At 69.5% G+C, this 18,049-nt stretch carries 16 protein-coding genes; 5 read left to right on the plus strand and 11 right to left on the minus strand.

Annotated elements, in window-relative coordinates; genetic code table 11:
* Positions 1–64 precede the first annotated feature (64 nt).
* The gene (locus HA039_RS18440; protein WP_167030993.1) at positions 65–901 is read left to right on the plus strand and encodes an SCO4651 family lipoprotein; all 837 of its coding nucleotides are present in this window, start codon (positions 65–67) and stop codon (positions 899–901) included.
* A 186-nt stretch (positions 902–1,087) separates the two neighbouring features.
* Entirely contained in the window at positions 1,088–1,297 is a 210-nt protein-coding gene (locus HA039_RS18445; protein WP_167030996.1) for a hypothetical protein, read from the plus strand.
* Positions 1,298–1,379: 82 nt separating this feature from the next.
* Here the strand turns inward: HA039_RS18445 and HA039_RS18450 are convergent, their stop codons facing one another.
* Complete coding sequence (locus tag HA039_RS18450; protein WP_167030999.1) at positions 1,380–1,772, minus strand: metal-sensitive transcriptional regulator; 393 nt, start codon at positions 1,770–1,772, stop codon at positions 1,380–1,382.
* A gap of 281 nt (positions 1,773–2,053) precedes the next feature.
* Between HA039_RS18450 and HA039_RS18455 the strand changes: the two genes are divergently transcribed.
* Together HA039_RS18455 and HA039_RS18460 are read left to right on the plus strand one after the other, a co-directional pair.
* The gene (locus HA039_RS18455; RefSeq protein ID WP_161309204.1) at positions 2,054–2,674 is read left to right on the plus strand and encodes a DUF47 domain-containing protein; all 621 of its coding nucleotides are present in this window, start codon (positions 2,054–2,056) and stop codon (positions 2,672–2,674) included.
* Between the two features lie 5 nt (positions 2,675–2,679).
* On the plus strand, positions 2,680–3,678 hold the full coding sequence (locus tag HA039_RS18460; RefSeq protein ID WP_167031002.1) for an inorganic phosphate transporter: 999 nt from the start codon (positions 2,680–2,682) through the stop codon (positions 3,676–3,678).
* Between the two features lie 110 nt (positions 3,679–3,788).
* Here HA039_RS18460 and pstB read toward each other — a convergent pair whose 3' ends face one another.
* The 10 genes from pstB to HA039_RS18510 all read right to left on the minus strand — a co-directional run bounded on the left by pstB (position 3,789) and on the right by HA039_RS18510 (position 16,046).
* Positions 3,789–4,565, minus strand: a complete 777-nt coding sequence (pstB, locus tag HA039_RS18465) for a phosphate ABC transporter ATP-binding protein PstB (RefSeq protein ID WP_161309202.1) — start codon at positions 4,563–4,565, stop codon at positions 3,789–3,791.
* Between the two features lie 58 nt (positions 4,566–4,623).
* Entirely contained in the window at positions 4,624–5,703 is a 1,080-nt protein-coding gene (gene pstA, locus HA039_RS18470; protein ID WP_167031006.1) for a phosphate ABC transporter permease PstA, read from the minus strand.
* Positions 5,700–6,695, minus strand: coding sequence for a phosphate ABC transporter permease subunit PstC (gene pstC, locus HA039_RS18475; RefSeq protein ID WP_167031010.1), 996 nt, complete (start codon positions 6,693–6,695; stop codon positions 5,700–5,702). The genes pstA and pstC overlap by 4 nt, the downstream gene beginning before the upstream one ends.
* Positions 6,696–6,842: 147 nt before the next feature.
* Positions 6,843–7,982 (minus strand): phosphate ABC transporter substrate-binding protein PstS, encoded by a 1,140-nt coding sequence (gene pstS / locus HA039_RS18480; RefSeq protein ID WP_167031013.1) that lies wholly within the window; start codon positions 7,980–7,982, stop codon positions 6,843–6,845.
* 337 nt (positions 7,983–8,319) lie between these two features.
* On the minus strand, positions 8,320–8,757 hold the full coding sequence (locus HA039_RS18485) for an NUDIX hydrolase (RefSeq protein WP_167031016.1): 438 nt from the start codon (positions 8,755–8,757) through the stop codon (positions 8,320–8,322).
* An 86-nt stretch (positions 8,758–8,843) separates the two neighbouring features.
* Positions 8,844–9,914, minus strand: a complete 1,071-nt coding sequence (locus tag HA039_RS18490) for a CHAD domain-containing protein (protein WP_167031019.1) — start codon at positions 9,912–9,914, stop codon at positions 8,844–8,846.
* Entirely contained in the window at positions 9,901–12,126 is a 2,226-nt protein-coding gene (locus HA039_RS18495) for an RNA degradosome polyphosphate kinase (protein WP_167031022.1), read from the minus strand. The genes HA039_RS18490 and HA039_RS18495 overlap by 14 nt, the downstream gene beginning before the upstream one ends.
* A 433-nt stretch (positions 12,127–12,559) precedes the next feature.
* Entirely contained in the window at positions 12,560–15,145 is a 2,586-nt protein-coding gene (locus HA039_RS18500) for an FG-GAP-like repeat-containing protein (RefSeq protein WP_167031024.1), read from the minus strand.
* 17 nt (positions 15,146–15,162) lie between these two features.
* Positions 15,163–15,639 (minus strand): hypothetical protein, encoded by a 477-nt coding sequence (locus tag HA039_RS18505; protein ID WP_167031027.1) that lies wholly within the window; start codon positions 15,637–15,639, stop codon positions 15,163–15,165.
* A 14-nt stretch (positions 15,640–15,653) separates the two neighbouring features.
* A complete protein-coding gene (locus HA039_RS18510; RefSeq protein ID WP_167031030.1) occupies positions 15,654–16,046 on the minus strand; it encodes a hypothetical protein in 393 nt (130 codons plus the stop codon).
* A gap of 471 nt (positions 16,047–16,517) precedes the next feature.
* Here HA039_RS18510 and HA039_RS18515 point away from each other — a divergent pair, with 471 nt between their 5' ends.
* Positions 16,518–18,038, plus strand: coding sequence for an aldehyde dehydrogenase family protein (locus tag HA039_RS18515; RefSeq protein ID WP_425086417.1), 1,521 nt, complete (start codon positions 16,518–16,520; stop codon positions 18,036–18,038).
* The last annotated feature ends 11 nt before the right edge of the window (positions 18,039–18,049 follow it).

Raw genomic sequence — 18,049 nt, forward strand, 5'->3', positions numbered from 1 at the left:
GTCGTTATGCGGGTGGGGGCGGACTTCGGACAAGCGGCGGTAAGGCGTTGGGGGTTGGCGGGCGATGGTGGCGCAGCAGCACGGACGCAGAGGAGCGGCGTTCGCCGCCGTGACCATGGCGGGTGCCGTGGCCGGTGTGGTGGCCACGACCGGCTGTTCCGGCGAGGTGGGAGCCACGGCCGACGACCGGCCGGCCGGCGGGCCCCGGGTGGTGCGTGAGGCCGCCGACGTCCTGCTCGCGTCGGGGAGTTCCAAGGCCCGTACGTCCATGGAGATGGCGGCCGGCGGGACCCGGGTGACCATCAGGGGCGAGGGCGGCTACAACTTCGCCGAGCGGATCGGGCGGCTCAAGGTTGTCCTGCCGAGGGACCCGGCGGGCGCGAGCGAGCACCGCCCCATCACCGAACTGGTCGCGCCCGCCGCGCTCTACATGAAGAACCGCGGGGCGGGTGTGCCCGCGGACAAGTGGGTCAGGGTCGACGCGACGACGCTGGAGGACGGGAATCTGGTCACCGGCGGGGCGACCGATCCGCTGGCGGCCGCCGAACTGCTGCGCGCGGCCCGGAACGTGACCTTTGTCGGCTCGCAGGATCTGGCCGGGACTCGTGTGTGGCACTACCGGGGGGTCACCGACATCGGCGAGGCGGCGAAGGTGGCGTCGCCGTTCGCGCGGGGCGCGCTGAACGCCGCGGCGAAAGGGTTCGCCAAGGATGTCGTCCCGTTCGACGCGTACCTGGACGACGAGGGGCGGTTGCGCAAGGTCAGGCATCGGTTCAGCTACCTCAACCAGGGCCGGACGGTCGACGTCGCCTCGACGACGCTGCTGTACGCCTTCGGCTCGGCGGTCTCCGTACAGCTGCCGCCGGCCGCCGACATCTTCGCCGGGAAGATCGGGACCTAGGCAGGGGGTGCGCGCGGCCGTCGGCGCGGGACTAGTTACCGGGACGTAGTTCCGGGGGATCACGCGGCCTCGGGGGAGACCAGGGCGGAAATGGTCCGGACGTGCCATGCGCGTGGAGGGTCCCGGTCCTTACGCTGGAGGGACACGACTCGGGAAGTCGGCGCCCGCGGGAAGAGGTGACAGCACGTGGCTTCGTTGCGTACGACGACCGTCCAGGACCACGTGGCCCTCGCCGAGATCGAGTTGTGCGGAGAGCTGATGATCGCGGCGTCCGCCGCGGACGGGGAGCGGCTCAGCCCGGACCGTATCGACGAAGTGCTGAAGGTGGCCCGCGCCGCCCGCCCGGTCCTGCCGCGGCAGGCGGAGGCCAGGGCCGCCGGCCGCCGCCGGGACTGAGCGCGTGCCGGCGGCGCCGGGCCGTGAGGTACGGCGTCGGGTGGTCGGGTACGGAGCGGGCGGTCAGGTACAGGGCAGGCCGTCAGGTACGGAGCAGGCGGGCGATCGCCTTGGTCGCCTCCGCCACCTTCGCGTCGACCTCGTCGCCGCCCTTGACCGCCGCGTCCGCCACGCAGTGCCGCAGGTGCTCCTCCAGCAGTTGGAGGGCGAAGGACTGGAGGGCCTTGGTCGAGGCCGAGACCTGGGTCAGTATGTCGATGCAGTAGACGTCCTCGTCCACCAGCCGCTGGAGGCCGCGGATCTGGCCCTCGATCCTGCGCAGCCGCTTGAGGTGCTCGGCCTTCTGGTGGTGGTACCCGTGGATCCCCCGGTCGTGGTCGGTGACGGGTGCCCCGGCCGGGGTGGGGGTGGGGGGCGTGGCCGGCTCGGAGGGCGCTTCGCTCGTCGCGGCGCCGGCCGCCTCGGTGGTCGTCATCGCGTCCTCCCGTAGGGATGTCCGGAGGTCGTCCGGTGGGTTGTCGGGTGGGTGGTCCGATGTGGGATCGGCGTGGGATCGATGTGAGATCGGTGTGATGTCCGATACGGGGTTATATACCCCACGTGGGTATATGGTACCCCTCCGTGAGCCTTGGGGCAGGGCCCTGTGCCGACCGCGGTGCCGCATGGGCGACACTGGGACGGATTGCCGGTTAGCCGTGGCCGGATGTTGCGCCTAGCATCACCCTGACCGAATTCCATGTAACCCGAGGATCCCAGGTGCGCTTTCGTCTGACCCCCAGGGAGACGAGCTTCTACGACATGTTCGCCGCGTCCGCGGACAACATCGTCACGGGCTCCAAGCTCCTGATGGAACTCCTCGGGGCGGATTCCTCCGCCCGAGCCGAGATCGCGGAGCGCATGAGGGCGGCGGAGCACGCGGGGGACGACGCCACCCACGCGATCTTCCACCAGCTCAACTCCTCCTTCATCACGCCGTTCGACCGCGAGGACATCTACAGCCTCGCGTCCCAGCTCGACGACATCATGGACTTCATGGAAGAGGCGGTCGACCTCGTCGTCCTCTACAACATCGAGGAACTGCCCAAGGGGGTCGAGCAGCAGATCGAGGTCCTCAACCGGGCCGCCGAGCTGACCGCCGAGGCGATGCCGCACCTGCGGACGATGAACAACCTCACCGAGTACTGGATCGAGGTCAACCGCCTGGAGAACCAGGCCGACCAGATCCACCGCAAACTGCTGGCCCACCTCTTCAACGGCAAGTACGACGCGATGGAGGTGCTCAAGCTCAAGCAGATCGTCGACGTGCTTGAAGAGGCCGCCGACGCGTTCGAGCACGTCGCGAACACCGTGGAGACCATCACGGTCAAGGAGTCCTGACCCCCGTGGACACCTTCGCACTGATCATGACCATCGGTGTCGCGCTCGGATTCACGTACACGAACGGTTTCCACGACTCCGCGAACGCCATCGCGACCTCGGTGTCCACCCGGGCCCTGACGCCCCGCGCCGCCCTCGCCATGGCCGCCGTGATGAACCTCGCCGGCGCGTTCCTCGGGCAGGGCATCGCCAAGACCGTCAGCGAGGGCCTGATCGCCACGCCGCACGGCGACCGCGGGATGGGCATCCTCTTCGCCGCGCTCGTCGGCGCGATCGTCTGGAACCTGGTCACCTGGTACTTCGGCCTGCCGTCCTCCTCGTCCCACGCGCTGTTCGGCGGCCTGGTGGGCGCCGCCCTCGCCGGGGGTACGGAGGTGATCTGGTCCGGGGTCGTGGAGAAGATCGTCATCCCGATGTTCGTGTCGCCGGTGGTCGGCCTGGTGGTCGGCTACCTGGTGATGGTCGCGATCATGTGGATGTTCCGCGGGTCGAACCCGCACAAGGCCAAGCGCGGATTCCGGATAGCCCAGACCGTCTCTGCGGCCGCGATGGCGCTCGGGCACGGGCTCCAGGACGCGCAGAAGACGATGGGAATCGTGGTGATGGCCCTGGTCATCGCCGATGTGGAGGGCCCCGGGGACCCGATCCCGGTGTGGGTCAAGATTGTCTGCGCGCTGATGCTGTCCCTCGGTACGTACGCGGGTGGCTGGCGCATCATGCGAACGCTGGGCCGCAAGATCATCGAGCTGGACCCGCCGCAGGGATTCGCGGCGGAGACGACCGGCGCGTCGATCATGTTCGGCTCGGCGTTCCTGTTTCACGCCCCGATCTCCACGACGCACGTGATCACGTCGGCCATCATGGGCGTGGGCGCCACGAAGCGGGTGAACGCGGTGCGCTGGGGGGTCGCGAAGAACATCATCCTGGGGTGGTTCATCACGATGCCGGCGGCGGGGCTGGTCGCCGCGGTCAGCTTCTGGATCGTGAACCTGGCCTTCGGCTGAGCTTCCCGTACCGACGTGGACCTTCCCGTACAGACGTGAATGGGCCCGCCCCCTGAGGGGGCGGGCCCTTCGTCTTGCGGTGGCACCGCCATGCAGCACCGCAGGACGGCTTATCCGAAGCGGCCCGAGATGTAGTCCTCGGTGGCCTGCACGGACGGGTTGGAGAAGATCCGCTCGGTCTCGTCTATCTCGATGAGCTTGCCGGGCTGACCCACGGCCGCGAGGTTGAAGAAGGCCGTACGGTCCGAGACGCGGGCCGCCTGCTGCATGTTGTGCGTCACGATCACGATCGTGAAGCGCTCCTTCAGCTCGCCGATCAGGTCCTCGATCGCGAGCGTCGAGATCGGGTCGAGGGCCGAGCACGGCTCGTCCATCAGCAGGACCTCCGGCTCGACCGCGATCGCGCGGGCGATGCACAGACGCTGCTGCTGGCCGCCGGAGAGGCCGGAACCGGGCTTGTTCAGGCGGTCCTTGACCTCGTTCCAGAGGTTCGCGCCCTTGAGGGACTTCTCGACGACGTCCGCCAGCTCCTTCTTCCCGTACCTGCTGTTCAGGCGCAGGCCGGCCGCGACGTTGTCGAAGATCGACATCGTCGGGAAGGGGTTGGGGCGCTGGAAGACCATGCCGACCGTACGGCGCACGGCGACCGGGTCGACGTTCGAGGCGTACAGGTTCTCGTCGTCCAGCAGCACCTTGCCCTCGACGCGGCCGCCGGGGGTGACCTCGTGCATGCGGTTCAGGGTGCGCAGGAAGGTGGACTTGCCGCAGCCGGACGGGCCGATGAAGGCCGTCACGGAGCGGGGCTCGACGGTCATGGAGATGTCGTCGATCGCGCGGTGGGAGCCGTAGTAGGCGGAGAGCCCGCTGACGTCGATTCGCTTGGCCATGTGGATCACTGCTTCTTTCCGAGCCGAGGCCCCGTGCGGCGGAGCCGGATGGCGGGCCTCATCGGCCGGTCTTCGGTGCCTTCCAGCGGGCGATCCCGCGAGCCACCAGGTTGAGGAGCATGACAAAGATGATCAGCACCAGCGCCGCCGCCCAGGCCCGGTCGTACGACGCGTCGCTGCCGACCTTGTACTGCTCGTAGATGTAGAAGGGCAGCGAGGACTGAGCACCCTCGAACGGGTTCGAGTTGATCAGCTGGTTGCCGAAGACGAGCAGGATGATCGGGGCGGTCTCACCGGCGATACGGGCCACGGCCAGCATCACACCGGTGGTGATCCCGCCGATCGCGGTCGGCAGGACCACCTTGAGGATCACGCGCCACTTCGGTACGCCGAGCGCCAGCGCGGCCTCGCGCAGCTCGTTCGGGACGAGCTTGAGCATCTCCTCCGTGGAACGGACCACGACGGGGAGCATCAGGATCGTCAGGGCGAGCGAGCCGAGGTAGCCCGCGGGCTGGAGCTGCGCCATCAGCATGATCGAGAGGATGAACAGACCGGCGACGATGGACGGGATACCCGTCATGACGTCCACGAAGAACGTGACGGCCTTGGCCAGCGCGCCCTTGCCGTACTCCACCAGGTAGACGGCGGTCAGCAGGCCGAGCGGGACGGCGATGACCGTGGCGATCCCGACCTGCTCCAGCGTGCCGATGATGGCGTGGTAGACACCGCCGCCCTTCTCGAAGCTGGGGACCCCGGCCATGGAGTGGGTCAGGAAGTAGACGTCGAGGACCTTCACGCCACGGCTGATGGTGGTCCAGAGCAGCGAGACGAGCGGCACCATGGCGAGGACGAAGCACACCCACACCACGCTGGTGGCGAGGCGGTCCTTGGCCTGGCGCTTGTTCTCGACCGTCGTGGTGACGGTGTAGGAGATGACCACGAAGGCCACCGCGGCGATCAGGCCCCACTGGATCTTGCTGTCGAGGCCCGCGCCGGCGCCGACGGCGACACCGATGACGATCGCGGCGGCGGCGAAGCCGGCCGGCGCCCAGCGGGGGAGGGAACGCCCGGCGAGGCTGCCCTTGTTCTCCGGAGGCGGCACGGGGGTCGGCTTCTCCTGTACGGCTGCGTGGCTCATGCGTTGGCCCCCGAGTACTCCTTGCGGCGCGCGATGATCAGGCGGGCCGCGCCGTTGACCAGCAGGGTGAGGATGAACAGGACGAGGCCGGAGGCGATCAGGGCGTCGCGCCCGAACTCGTTGGCCTCGCCGAACTTGGCGACGATGTTCTGGGCGAAGGTGCCGCCGCCCGGGTCGAGCAGGTGCAGCGAGACGAGGAAGTTCGGGGAGAGGACCGTGGCGACGGCGATGGTCTCGCCGAGCGCGCGCCCGAGGCCGAGCATCGACGCGGAGATCACACCGGAGCGTCCGAACGGCAGGACCGACAGCCGGATGACCTCCCAGCGGGTGGCGCCCAGGGCGAGGGCGGCCTCCTCGTTCATCCGCGGGACCTGGAGGAAGACCTCGCGGCTGACGCTGGTCACGATCGGCAGGATCATGATCGCCAGCAGGATCCCGACGGTGAGCATGTTCCTCGCGACACCGGGCTGCGTCTGGTCGAAGAGGTACGTCCAGGCGAAGTAGTGGTCGAGCCAGAGGTTCAGCCCGTCGAGGTACGGCACGAGGAAGAGGGCGCCCCAGATGCCGTAGATGATCGAGGGGACCGCGGCGAGCAGGTCCACGAGGTACGCGAGGGGCGCGGCCAGCTTGCGCGGCGCGTAGTGCGAGATGAACAGCGCGATGCCGACGGCGATCGGGACGGCGATGACCATCGCGATGATCGAGCTGACGATCGTCCCGACGAGCAGGACGGCGATCCCGAAGACCGGCGGATTCGCCGAGGGGGTCCACTCGAAGGTGGTGAAGAAGTTCCCCTCGTCCTTCGAGATGGCGAGGACGGCGCGGTACGTGAGGAATCCCGCGATCGCCGCCATGACGACGAGCAGCAGGATGCCCGAGCCCTTCGAGAGGCCCGAGAAGATCTTGTCGCCCGCGCGGCCGGTGGAGGTGCCCGAGGGGCTCTTGACCGGCGGGGCGGGCGGGGGAACGTCTATCGGTGTGGTGGAAGCCATGTCTTTCCGGTCTGTGTGGGGGAGTCGCGGGTGCGGCTCCCCTGGCGGCGGTGCACCGGATGGGTGGGCAGGTGGCCGGCCCGGAGGGGTGCGCCGGGCCGGCCACCGCCACCTGTGAAGCGTGGGACTGGGTGGGGCTGGGTGGTACTAGGAGAGCGAGGCGATCGCGGCGCGGACCTTGGTGTTGATCTCGGTCGGGATCGGCGCGTAGCCGGCGCCCGAGAGCACCTTCTGGCCCTCGTCGCTCGCGGTGTAGTTCAGGAAGGCCTTGACCGCGGGGAGAGTGGCGGCCTTGTTGCCCTTGTCGCAGGCGATCTCGTACGTGACCAGGACGATCGGGTAGGCGCCGTCGGCCTTGGTGGTGTAGTCGAGGCTGAGCGCGAGGTCGTTGCCGGTGCCGGCGATCTTGGCGGCGGCGATGGCCTTCGACGCGTTCTCCGAGGTGGCCTCGACGGGGGCGCTGGCGCCCGTGTCGATCTTCACGGTGGAGATGGACTGGGCGGTGGCGTACGAGAGCTCGAAGTAACCGATGGAGCCGTCGACCTGCTTGACCTGGGCGGCGACACCCGCGGAGCCGGACGCGGCCTGGCCACCGGGGGCGGGCCAGGTCTTCTCGGCCTCGTACTTCCAGTCGGCCTTGGCCGTGGCGCCCAGGTACTTGCCGAGGTTCTGCGTGGTGCCGGAGTCCTCGGAGCGGTGGAAGGCCTGGATCGGCTTGTTCGGGAGCTTCACGCCCGGGTTGAGCGCCTTGATGGCCGCGTCGTCCCAGTTCTTGATCTTCGAGTTGAAGATCTTGGCCAGCGTGGGGGCGTCGAGGACGAGGCTGTCCACACCCTCCAGGTGGTAGCCGATCGCGATCGGGCCACCGACCATGGGCAGGTTGATGCCCTGGCCGCCGGCGCAGATCTTCTTGGAGTCGGTGACCTCTTCGGGCTTCAGCGGCGAGTCCGAACCGGCGAAGCCGACGGTGCCCTGGTTGAAGGCGACGATGCCCTCACCGGAGGAGGAGGACTGGTAGTTGAGCTGGACGTCGGGGCAGGCGGCCATGAAGCCCTTGACCCACAGGTCCATGGCGTTCTTCTGCGCGCTCGAACCGGACGCGAGCAGCTGGCCCTTGGCGTCGCCGCAGGCGGCGTTCGAGGCGGCGGCGGTGGTCTTCGCCGACGGAGAGGAGGAGGCGCTGCCGCTGTTGTCGTCCGATCCGCACGCCGTGAGAACCAGGGCGCCGGAGACGGCGAGGGCACCGAGCGCGGTGGCGCGCAGCCCGTTCTTGCGCAAAAGCTTCACTTCGGGTGATTCCTTCCAAGAGCCGCCGGCCCGATGGTCGTGTGACGGCGGCGTGCGTCGGGGTGGTGGTGCGGCCTGGGCCGGTCACCGTGTAAGGCCGAAAGTAGGCAGATCAGGTGAAGCCGCCGACGGGGGAGGGTGAACGGAAGGTGAACCATGGCGGGCGGCCCGGTGCGGGGGGCTTCACGCGGCGCAAAGAAGGGCCTACCGCCCATTACGGGGGCAGCGGGGACGACAGGGACAGCCGGGCCGGCCGGTCCGGACGCGCCCGCGTGCGCCCCTCGGCAGACCCTCAGTAGCCCCTCGCCAGATTCGTCGGCCGCTCTTCGGCCGTCCCTCAGACGACCGCGTCGAGCAGCGCGTCGACCAGGAGGCGGTCGCGTGGCTGGGTCAGCCGGCCCCGGGCCGCCGCCGGGGTGAGCCAGAGGACGCGGTCGACCTCGTCGTTCGGCGCGAACGTGCCGCCGGTGGCCTCGGCCGCCCAGTAGTCGACGCGCTTGGGGCGCCCGTTCACCAGGTAGCGGACCGTACCGAGCCGCTCCCCCGGGGCGCAGTGGTGGCCCGTCTCCTCCAGGACCTCGCGCAGGGCCGCAGCCAAGGGCTCCTCGGCGTGCTTGAGCTTGCCCTTCGGGTGGGACCAGTCGTCGTACTTGGGGCGGTGGACCAGGCAGATCTCCGTACCGCCGTCCCCGTACGACACCCGGCGCCAGAGCACGCAGCCCGCCGCGCGGATGAGGTCCCGCGGCTCGCCGTCGCCGCTCGTGATGCCGCTCATCCCACTGCCCCCGCTTCCGTGCCCGTGCCCGTTCATCGTCACTCCGTCCTCTCGTGCGTGCCGCTCAGGACGCGTGGTGCCCGCTCTCAGGACGCCGGCAGCGCCGCCGCCCCCTGCCACACCTGCTGGAAGGCGAAGCGCGAGGCCTCGACCTCGTGGCGCTGGTCGGCGTGCAGGACACCGAGGGCGTACGCCGTCGCGGGGGCGATACGGGGCGTGCGCGCCGCGTTCGCCGCCGCGGCCGCCGCCTCCGCCGCGTCGCGGTGCCGGTCCAGGGCCCGCCCGGCCGCCGACAGGGCCGGGTCGGGGGCGCCGGCCGCGCACCACACCTCCTGGGCGTACCGGTGCAGGCGCAGCAGTTGGCGCACCTGGTGCCAGGGGGCGTCCTGCGCCTCGCCCTCGGACGCCGTCGCCAGACCGTGCACCAGGGCCTCCGCGTTGTACGGGTGCGCCGCGCGCGCCAGCGGCAGCGCGGCCACCGCGTCCAGCAGGTGCCGTTCGGTGGCCTCGCCCGGTCCCGCGAGCACCTCCACGGCCGGCGCGGAGGCCAGCGGCGCGAGGGGCGCCTCGGACGCCAGTACGGCGACGGCGTCGGCGACCGCGTGGAAGCGCGACGAGCCGAGCGCCTGGAGCGCCGCCGAGTGGGAGCGGGTCCGGGCGAGCGTCAGCTGGCGTTCCAGCAGGGCGCCCGCGCGGGACGCCCCGACGGTGAGCGGTCCCGTCGGGCGGGCCGCCGGGCCGGGGTCGTCCGCGCGCCCGGCGGTCACGGTGGCCGCGCCGGACAGCCGGCCCAGCGCCGTGAGGAGCCGGTGCAGGCGGGCCGTGCAGGCGTGTTCCTGGGCGAGGGTGCCGGACAGCCAGACCAGCTCCGTCCGCAGCTGGTCGGCCCAGGCCGGGTCCAGCAGCGGCCGGAACGTGTGCAGGCTGCCGCCGATCCGCCGGGCGGAGCCGCGCAGCGCCGCCGCGGCCTGCTCGGCCGCGGCGGTGTCCGAGCCGCTCTCGCTGTAGAGCCGCAGGCTGCGCAGGAAGTCACCTGCCCGGGTGTGGAGGTACCCGGCCAGGATCTCGCCCGCCGTCAGCCGGTCCGCGGTCCGGTCAGGGCCCCGTCCGGGGCCCGGGGCCGTACCGGGAACCGTGTCGACTTCATGGTGCTGCACGCCGGCGCCTCCGGGCGTCTATGAGCGTTTCCTGTACGTGCCGCAGCGGCTGGCCGTCGGCGTCCGTGGCGTGCCGGGTCCAGTTGCCGTCCGCGCCCAGGTGCCAGGAGGAGGTGGTGTCGGACATCCCGGTCTCCAGCAGCCGGGTGATGGACGCGCGGTGGGCCGGGTCGGTGACCCGTACCAGCGCTTCGATACGGCGGTCGAGGTTGCGGTGCATCATGTCCGCGCTGCCGAGCCAGACCTCGGGCTCGCCCCCGTTGCCGAAGGTGAAGACGCGGGAGTGCTCCAGGAACCGGCCGAGGATCGAGCGGACCCGGATGTTCTCCGAGAGCCCGGGGACCCCGGGGCGGATGGCACAGATGCCCCGCACCCAGACGTCGACCGGGACCCCGGCCTGGGACGCCCGGTAGCAGGCGTCGATGATCGCTTCGTCGACCAGCGAGTTGACCTTGATGCGGACGTGCGCGGGGCGGCCGGCGCGGTGGTGCGCGGCCTCCTTGTTGATGCGGGTGACCAGCCCGTCGCGCAGGGACTTCGGGGCGACCAGCAGCCGCCGGTAGGTCTCCCGGCGGGAGTAGCCGGACAGCCGGTTGAAGAGGTCGGAGAGGTCCGCCCCGACCTGGGGGTCGGCCGTGAGCAGGCCGAGGTCCTCGTACAGCCGGGCCGTCTTCGGGTGGTAGTTGCCGGTGCCGACGTGGCTGTAGCGGCGCAGGGTCTCGCCCTCCTGCCGTACCACCAGGGAGAGCTTGCAGTGCGTCTTGAGCCCGACCAGGCCGTACACGACGTGGCAGCCGGCCTCTTCGAGCTTGCGCGCCCACTTGATGTTGGCCTGCTCGTCGAAGCGGGCCTTGATCTCGACGAGGACCAGGACCTGCTTGCCCGACTCGGCGGCGTCGATCAGGGCGTCGACTATCGGGGAGTCGCCGGACGTCCGGTAGAGCGTCTGCTTGATCGCGAGGACGTCCGGGTCGGCCGCGGCCTGCTCCAGGAAGGCCTGGACGGAGGTCGAGAACGAGTCGTACGGGTGGTGCAGCAGGACGTCGCGCTCGCGCAGGGCGGCGAAGATGTCCGGCGCGGAGGCGGACTCCACCTCGGCGAGGTCGCGGTGCGTGCCCGCGATGAACTTGGGGAACTTCAGTTCGGGCCGGTCCAGCGCCGAGATCCCGAAGAGCGCGGTCAGGTCCAGCGGCCCGGGCAGCGGGTAGACCTCGGAGTCCTGCACCTTCAGCTCGCGGACGAGCAGGTCCATGACGTACGGGTCGATGGACTCCTCGACCTCCAGGCGCACCGGCGGGCCGAAGCGGCGCCGCATGAGCTCCTTCTCCAGCGCCTTGAGGAGGTTCTCGGCGTCGTCCTCCTCGACCTCCAGGTCCTCGTTGCGGGTGACCCGGAACATGTGGTGCGCCAGCACCTCCATCCCGGGGAACAGCTCCTCCAGGTGGGCGGCGATCACGTCCTCCAGCGGTACGTACCGCGAGGGTGAGGCCTCCAGGAAGCGGGCCAGCAGCGGGGGCACCTTGACCCGGGCGAAGTGGCGGTGGCCGCTGACCGGGTTCCGGACGACCACGGCGAGGTTCAGCGACAGGCCGGAGATGTACGGGAAGGGGTGGGCCGGGTCCACGGCGAGCGGGGTGAGGACCGGGAAGATCTGCTGGCGGAAGAGCGTGAAGAGGCGGGCCTGCTCCTTCTCGGTCAGCTCGGGCCAGCGGATGACGTGGATGCCCTCGTCGGCGAGGGCCGGGGCTATGTCCTGCTGGTAGCAGGCGGCGTGCCGGGCCATCAGCTCGCGCGAGCGGGTCCAGATCAGGTCGAGCACCTCGCGCGGCTGGAGGCCGGACGCGGAGCGGGTGGCGACGCCGGTGGCGATGCGCCGCTTCAGGCCGGCGACCCTGACCATGAAGAACTCGTCCAGGTTCGACGCGAAAATGGCGAGGAAGTTAGCCCGTTCGAGGAGGGGCGTCGCCGGATCCTCGGCGAGCTCCAGGACACGTTCGTTGAAGGCCAGCCAGCTGCGCTCGCGGTCGAGGAACCGGCCCTGGGGCAGCTCGGCCCCGTCGGGGTCGCGGTCCTCCTCGTACGCGTCGAGATCCGCGTCGAGATCGGGCTCCAGATCGGACACGTTGGCGGCGACGGTGTGGGGCCGGTGGGCGGCTAGGAAGCCGACCGACGGCTGGGGGTGCTGGACCGGGACCTCGGGCTGCTCGCTCATGTCCCCATTCTTCCGCGCGGAAGGGGTGACGGGCGCGTCGGAGAGCGCGGGGGCGAGGTGGATCCTGCCGTTCGGCGTGGGGGGTACAGCGGGCTGCATTGCAAGAGCGTCGCAAGCACGTCTGAATGGGCGGTAACGGCGACATGACGTGCAGGGAAGCGGGACGGGGCTCCCCGGGGGCGGTGGGGGCCGCTCCGGGGGCCTTCCCGGCTGCTCCGGTCACGCGTGGGGGCGGCGAGGCGCCCGGGAGGCGACGGCGGCGCCCGGCAGCGGGACGATTCCGCTTTCTACCAGCTGGAGGGGCCCGAAGGGGGAGGCGGGGTGGTGGTCGCCGCGGGCGAGGATGCCGTGGCGCGCGTCGGGCCCGGGGATTCCGCGGTGTGCGGGATCCCCGGGCCCTCGGAACGCCTGTCCTCTCAGATCACAGGACAGATCACAGGATGTCCTTCGTGGAGCCCCAGTCCGTGGCGGCGGCCATCTTCGACGGGGTGCCGAAGGCGCCGCTTCCGTTGCCGGGCCACCACCACAGCTGGCCGGCGGCATCGACGCCGGCCATGTCCCCCCGGCGGTCGCCGTTGAAGTCGCCCGCGAACACCTTGGTCACCCTGCCGAAACCGTTGGGCGGCCAGCTGGTCAGCGTGCCCGTGCCGTAGTTGGCGTTGAGCGCGCCCGGGCCCGACTTCAGATGCAGACTCGTGGCCGAGAACATCTCCGAGATGTCCATGCGGCCGTCACCGGTGATGTCCAGCGGCGAGACCTTGGTCTGCGTGCGCGAGACGGCGGCGTACTCGAAGCCGAGACTGCCGTTGATCTTGCTGTTGATCCCGCCGTCGCCGTCCCCGGGCCACCACCAGAGGCTGTCGTCGGCGTAGTTTCCCTGCTCCGAGCCCTGGCCGCAGCCGGCCATGATGTCGGTCTTGCCGTCACCGTTGAAGTCCGCCGAGAAGGCGAAGCGGCACACCTCGTGCAGGCCCGGATTGAGGTAAGCCTGGGTCTTGTACCGGTTGTCCATCAACGGCTGGCGTTCGCCGACTCCTCCGTTGCCGTCTCCGGGCCACCACCAGATGACGTGGTCGGGCCAGGTGCCGTCGGCGTCGAAGCCCGCCACGTCGGTCTTGCCGTCCGCGTTGAAGTCACCGGTGAAGATGCTCTTGTAGCCGTTGGCCCTGCCGTCGGTCCAGAGCATCCGCCTGGTGCCGAGGGTGCCGTTGCCGTTGCCCGGGTGGAGGACGAGGTTTCCGTCCGACTGAAGGGCCAGGACATCGAACAGGCCGTCCGAGTTGAAGTCCTGCGGAGGGACCACGCCGGGCGTGACCTCGTAGACGTTGCAGGCCGGCAGGCCGGGATACGGCTCCGAACCCGCGCCGGGGATCTTGTCGGCCGGTACGTAGCCCCAGCCTCCCCATTTCGTCCACCCCGAGGCCGAGTCCCCCTTGACGTAGTACCAGATGCGGTTGCCCGCGGCGTTCATGTCACCGCTGCGCCAGCACACGAAGCCGTGCGGGCCCGCCACGATCTGCCCGGTCGTCTGGGAGGTTTTGTAAGGCTCGATCCTGGTCTCGGACGCCTGGCTCGTGCAGTTCATCTCCTTGGTGAACGCCGAACCGTCGGGGTCCTGGTAACTCACCCGGTCCACCAGGAAGCACTGGCCGTTGTAGGCGTACTCCACACTGAGGGTCGCGGTGGGTGCCTCGACCCATCGCCAGTCGGTCCTTCTGCTCTCCTCGACCGCGGCCGTGGTCCTGAAGCCGAAGTCGACCAGGGACGATCCCGTCTGGGCGACCGCCTGCACCACGCTGCGGACGTCCACGGTGATGATTTCCGAGGTGCAGTTGTAGGTGGCGATCTTCGTGTTCCAGGTGGGCTGGTTGTTCCACGAGGTCGCGGAGGAGATATGGCCGGTATGCCAGACCTCCAGGGGAATGGAGGAGCATGTGCCGAAGCTCTGGTCCTTGAAGCTCAGGCTGGCCTTCGTCACGACGCGGCCCGGCGCCAGATTCGGCACATCCATCTGGAGGAATCCGCGATTGCCGTTGGGCACATTGTTGTAGAACCGCGCGCCTATGCTGAGATCGATGTCGTCGCGGTTGTTCCACCCCGCTGTCGCGTTGGGGAAAAGCTTGTCGACGCTCGTGTAGTTGGACGTACCCAACGTGAAAGTGGGGTCCACGTACACCGGATAGGTGACGCCGGGACCGGTGAGCAGTTTCGGATTCGGGAGAACCGCGAGGCTTTTCCCGGTCACCTCGGTCTTCATGACCGCCTGCTTCTTCTTCTCGCCCTTCGCGCTGTCCCACATTTGGGGCGGAGGGGCGGAGAAGACCGCCTTGCCCTTGGCATCGACCGCTTTCAGGCCGCGCTTCTCGTCACCGGTCACCTTGAGATCGTCCGACGACAGGTTGAAAGCGACCTTCCGCAGCTTCGGGTTCTTCGCCGCCTTCGCGTTCTTGACCACGAGCAGTTGTGAGAAGCCGTCCGCCTGGGCGGTGACTTGCAGGTCCACGCCCGGAAGCACTTCCGGGTACGTGGCCGTCGGCCCGTCGAGCGCCGGCTTCGGGAGCTTGCCGGGCCAGCTCAGCTGCATCACGTGCTGACCGTCGTTCAGCCGCACCAGCGGGCCGTTGCCACCGTCGGAGAGTTCCAGGCCCGCCGCCGTCGCCTTGGGCGCCACCCGGTCATCGAGGAACCGCAGATCGGTGTCGATGGCCACCCACTTGTCACCGAGGCGCGTGCGCACCGGTGTCATGTGTGTCGTCACCGTCACCGTGCCCGACGGGTTCGCGTACATCTCGGACGACTCGGTCCGGTGCTCCGGCATCTCCACCGGTTTCCCCGACGCCTTCGCCTTCGCCATCGGCGACACCGCGGCGCCGGCTGCCGCGTCGGCCGCGGTGCTGCCGGGATCCGGATCGGTCGCGGCCACTCCCAGCCCCGTACCCACGGCCGAGAGCATCACGATCAGACTGAGGGCGATCATCGGTTTCCGCGCGCGCAGTCCGGGTCTGTTGCCCACGTTCATGCTCTGCTCCATCTCCGTCAGTACCACGGGCACCGGGGAAGTCCGGGATAGGGATGCGTGATTCCGCTCGGCACGAGCAGCGCGCTGGACGGCATCGCCCCCCAGCCCTCGAACGCGGCGAACGGAGGGAGGGCCTGGTCGCCCTTGGTGTAGTACCAGACCGTGTCGCCGCCCGCGTGGGGCTGGCCCCGGGTCCAGCAGACGAAGGTGCTCAGGGTCGAGGTCTTCACACCGGTCAGCGGGCTGTCGAACGACGCGCGGCCGTAGACGTCGCCCGTGGTGTTGTCGCACTTGACGTCGGTACGGAAGGTGTTGCCGAGCTTGTCCGCGTGGAGGACGTTCTCCTGCAGGTTGCAGGTGGCGGCGCTCGCGGTCCCCGTGGACATCCCCCCGGCCAGGAGCGGCACCAGCAGGGCCGCGCCGGCCAGGGCGCGGCCGAACCGCCGGAACCGGGCCACCGGGCGCTTCCCGGTCGTCTCGTTCGTCGTACTCATCGGCTCAACCACCCCTATCCCCATGAACACTTGCGCAACCCCGGGAAGGGCGCCTTGGTGGTGCCCAGAGCGACCGCCGGCATGTAACCCCATGCGTTCTGACCGGGGTTGTTCACGACCGCGTCACCCTGCGTGTAGTACCAGACGCTGTTCTTGCCGGCGTGCGGGGCGCCGATCTTCCAGCAGACGTACCAGCTCGTCGTCTTGGTCATGCGACCGGTGACCGGGCTGCCGTAGAAGGACTGCGACGTCACATCGCCCGGTGTGTTGGTGCAGTACAGGTCGACGGGGAAGGACATTCCTCCCCAGTCCGTGTGCGGTGAGTTCTCGCGGATCGCACATCCGACGTCGGCGGACGCGGAGGAAGTGCTTCCCACCGCGCCCGTCGCGAGAATCAGGATGGTCACGGGCAACAGCGCCCGAAGTCTTGTCAATTTCCTCATGGTCCGGCCCTCTCGGTGAGGCACTTCGCCCAGAGTGCCTCACCGCTCTGACGGCGGACTGACGTGCGCCTGCCGGGGCGGCGCTCCGGCCCCAGGATCAGTCCGGCGTCAGGAGGGAGTCAGGGCGGGCTGCCACTATCGGATTACCCCAGGCAGAGAAGCGGTCGGCCCCGCATTGGGCCGACGTGCGACGGATTTCCGCGAATTCCCGTTCGGCGCCTTGTTCCCGTGTGTCGGAAAGCGCTGGGACCGAACCCCGAAAGGCCACTCATGCTCTCGGACGGAACAACAGAGGAGACGTCCTCGAAAGAGGAGACATCCTCGAAACGTTCTGCACCCTCTGACAGCGCGGCGGACGAACGCCGGGCGCCCCTGCGCAGCTACAAGCTCTACGTCGCCGGCAAGGACATCGAGGGCGAGGGCTGGGTCTACACCATGAGTGGCAGATCCCTCCTGGAGGACGTGTTCACCAGCGTGACGCTCAAGCGCACCCTGGAGCGGGACGCCGACGCGGAAGCGGCCCGACACCCGTACGTCGTGGGCCGCTGCGCCATCGCCGGCGACGCCGCGCTGGACCTGGCGAGCGAGGCCGCGGCGAGCGCCGCGCCCGGCTGGGCCGCCGTCCCGCTGGAGCGCCGCATGCTCCTGGGACACCGCTTCCGCGAAGAACTCGACCGCCGCCGCGACGAGTTCATCGACATGCTGATCACCGAGTCGCACCCGGCCAAGCTCGCCCGGTGGGAACACAGCTCCCTGCTCCAGATCTTCAGCGAGGAGAGCCTCGGCTGGTACCAGCGGCAGATGCACACCGAGTTCCGGCACGGCGACCGCCGGCTGATCGTGCGCAGGCAGCCCGACGGGGTCGTCGCCTTCAACCCCCCGCAGAACGCACCGCTTCCCAGCGCCGCTCTCGGCGTGCTGTGCCTCATGTCCGGCAACAGCCTCATCATGCGGGCCCCGCGCAGCATCGCGCTCAGCACCATGTGGCTGATGCGGGAAGTCGTCGCGCCGATCCTCGACGAGCTGGGAGCCCCGCCCGGCACACTCAACGCCCTGTGCGCCAACCCCAAGCAGACGCTGGACCGCTGGGTCGCCAGCCCGCTGATCGACGACATCTTCTACATCGGCGGCAGCCAGGAAGGGCTGCGCTTCGAGCAGCAGTGCGTGGCCAACGGGAAGAAGGCCATCCTCGAACTGGCCGGCAACGACAGCGTCGTCGTCTGGTCCGACGCCGACATCCCCAAGGCCGTCGAGGCCATCACGGAGGCCTTCTACGGCTCCGGTCAGATCTGCATGGTGCCCAACGGCGTCCTGGTGCACCCCGCCGTCGCCGACGAACTGCTGGCCGAGCTCAAGGAGCAGGTCAAGCGGATCCGGCCCGGCTACCCGGAGGAGGAGGACGTCCTGCTCTCCCCGGTCCGGCGCAGCGAGCGCTTCTTCCGCCTCCTCGACCAGGCCCTGGGCCAGGGCGGCGAACTTGTCATCGGGGGGCGCCGCACGGAGGTCGACGGCACCCCCTCGGACACCGGCGTCTTTCTCCAGCCCACCGTGGTCCGGGTCGACGGACTGGCCCGGGCCCGTGAGTACGACATCGTTCGCGAGGAGACGTTCTTCCCGCTGATACCGGTCGTCGTCGCCGAGCCCGCCTCCGACCAGGAGTTGCTGTCGCGCTTCGTGGACTTCACCAACTCCAACCTGTACGGACTGCGCAACTCGCTGTGGGCCCGCTCCGAGGACGTCATCGACACCTTCGTCCAGCAGGTCACCAACGGCGGACTGCTGAAGATCAACGACTCGCACATGGGCTGTGTCCCCTACCTGCCCACACACGGCGGAACCGGCCTGACCGGCGGAGTCTTCGGTGAGGCCAACTATCCGATGCTCAAGACCTCCCATCTGCAGGGCGTGAGCATCGCCCGCGATGTCAGCCCCTACGAGGCGGTCTTCGGCGCCTGAGCACCTGTAGC

The organism is Streptomyces liangshanensis, assembly GCF_011694815.1.
GTDB classification, from domain to species: Bacteria; Actinomycetota; Actinomycetes; order Streptomycetales; family Streptomycetaceae; genus Streptomyces; species Streptomyces liangshanensis.

Excerpts from the sequence above, each read along its gene's own strand:
- HA039_RS18515 (WP_425086417.1), top strand. The coding sequence starts at position 16,518 with ATGAGTGGCAGATCCCTCCTGGAGGACGTGTTCACCAGCGTGACGCTC.
- HA039_RS18495 (WP_167031022.1), bottom strand. The coding sequence starts at position 12,126 with ATGAGCGAGCAGCCCGAGGTCCCGGTCCAGCACCCCCAGCCGTCGGTC.
- pstB (WP_161309202.1), bottom strand. The coding sequence starts at position 4,565 with ATGGCCAAGCGAATCGACGTCAGCGGGCTCTCCGCCTACTACGGCTCC.
- pstA (WP_167031006.1), bottom strand. The coding sequence starts at position 5,703 with ATGAGCCACGCAGCCGTACAGGAGAAGCCGACCCCCGTGCCGCCTCCG.
- HA039_RS18485 (WP_167031016.1), bottom strand. The coding sequence starts at position 8,757 with ATGAGCGGCATCACGAGCGGCGACGGCGAGCCGCGGGACCTCATCCGC.
- HA039_RS18450 (WP_167030999.1), bottom strand. The coding sequence starts at position 1,772 with ATGACGACCACCGAGGCGGCCGGCGCCGCGACGAGCGAAGCGCCCTCC.
- HA039_RS18440 (WP_167030993.1), top strand. The coding sequence starts at position 65 with ATGGTGGCGCAGCAGCACGGACGCAGAGGAGCGGCGTTCGCCGCCGTG.
- pstC (WP_167031010.1), bottom strand. The coding sequence starts at position 6,695 with ATGGCTTCCACCACACCGATAGACGTTCCCCCGCCCGCCCCGCCGGTC.
- HA039_RS18505 (WP_167031027.1), bottom strand. The coding sequence starts at position 15,639 with ATGAGTACGACGAACGAGACGACCGGGAAGCGCCCGGTGGCCCGGTTC.
- HA039_RS18500 (WP_167031024.1), bottom strand. The coding sequence starts at position 15,145 with ATGAACGTGGGCAACAGACCCGGACTGCGCGCGCGGAAACCGATGATC.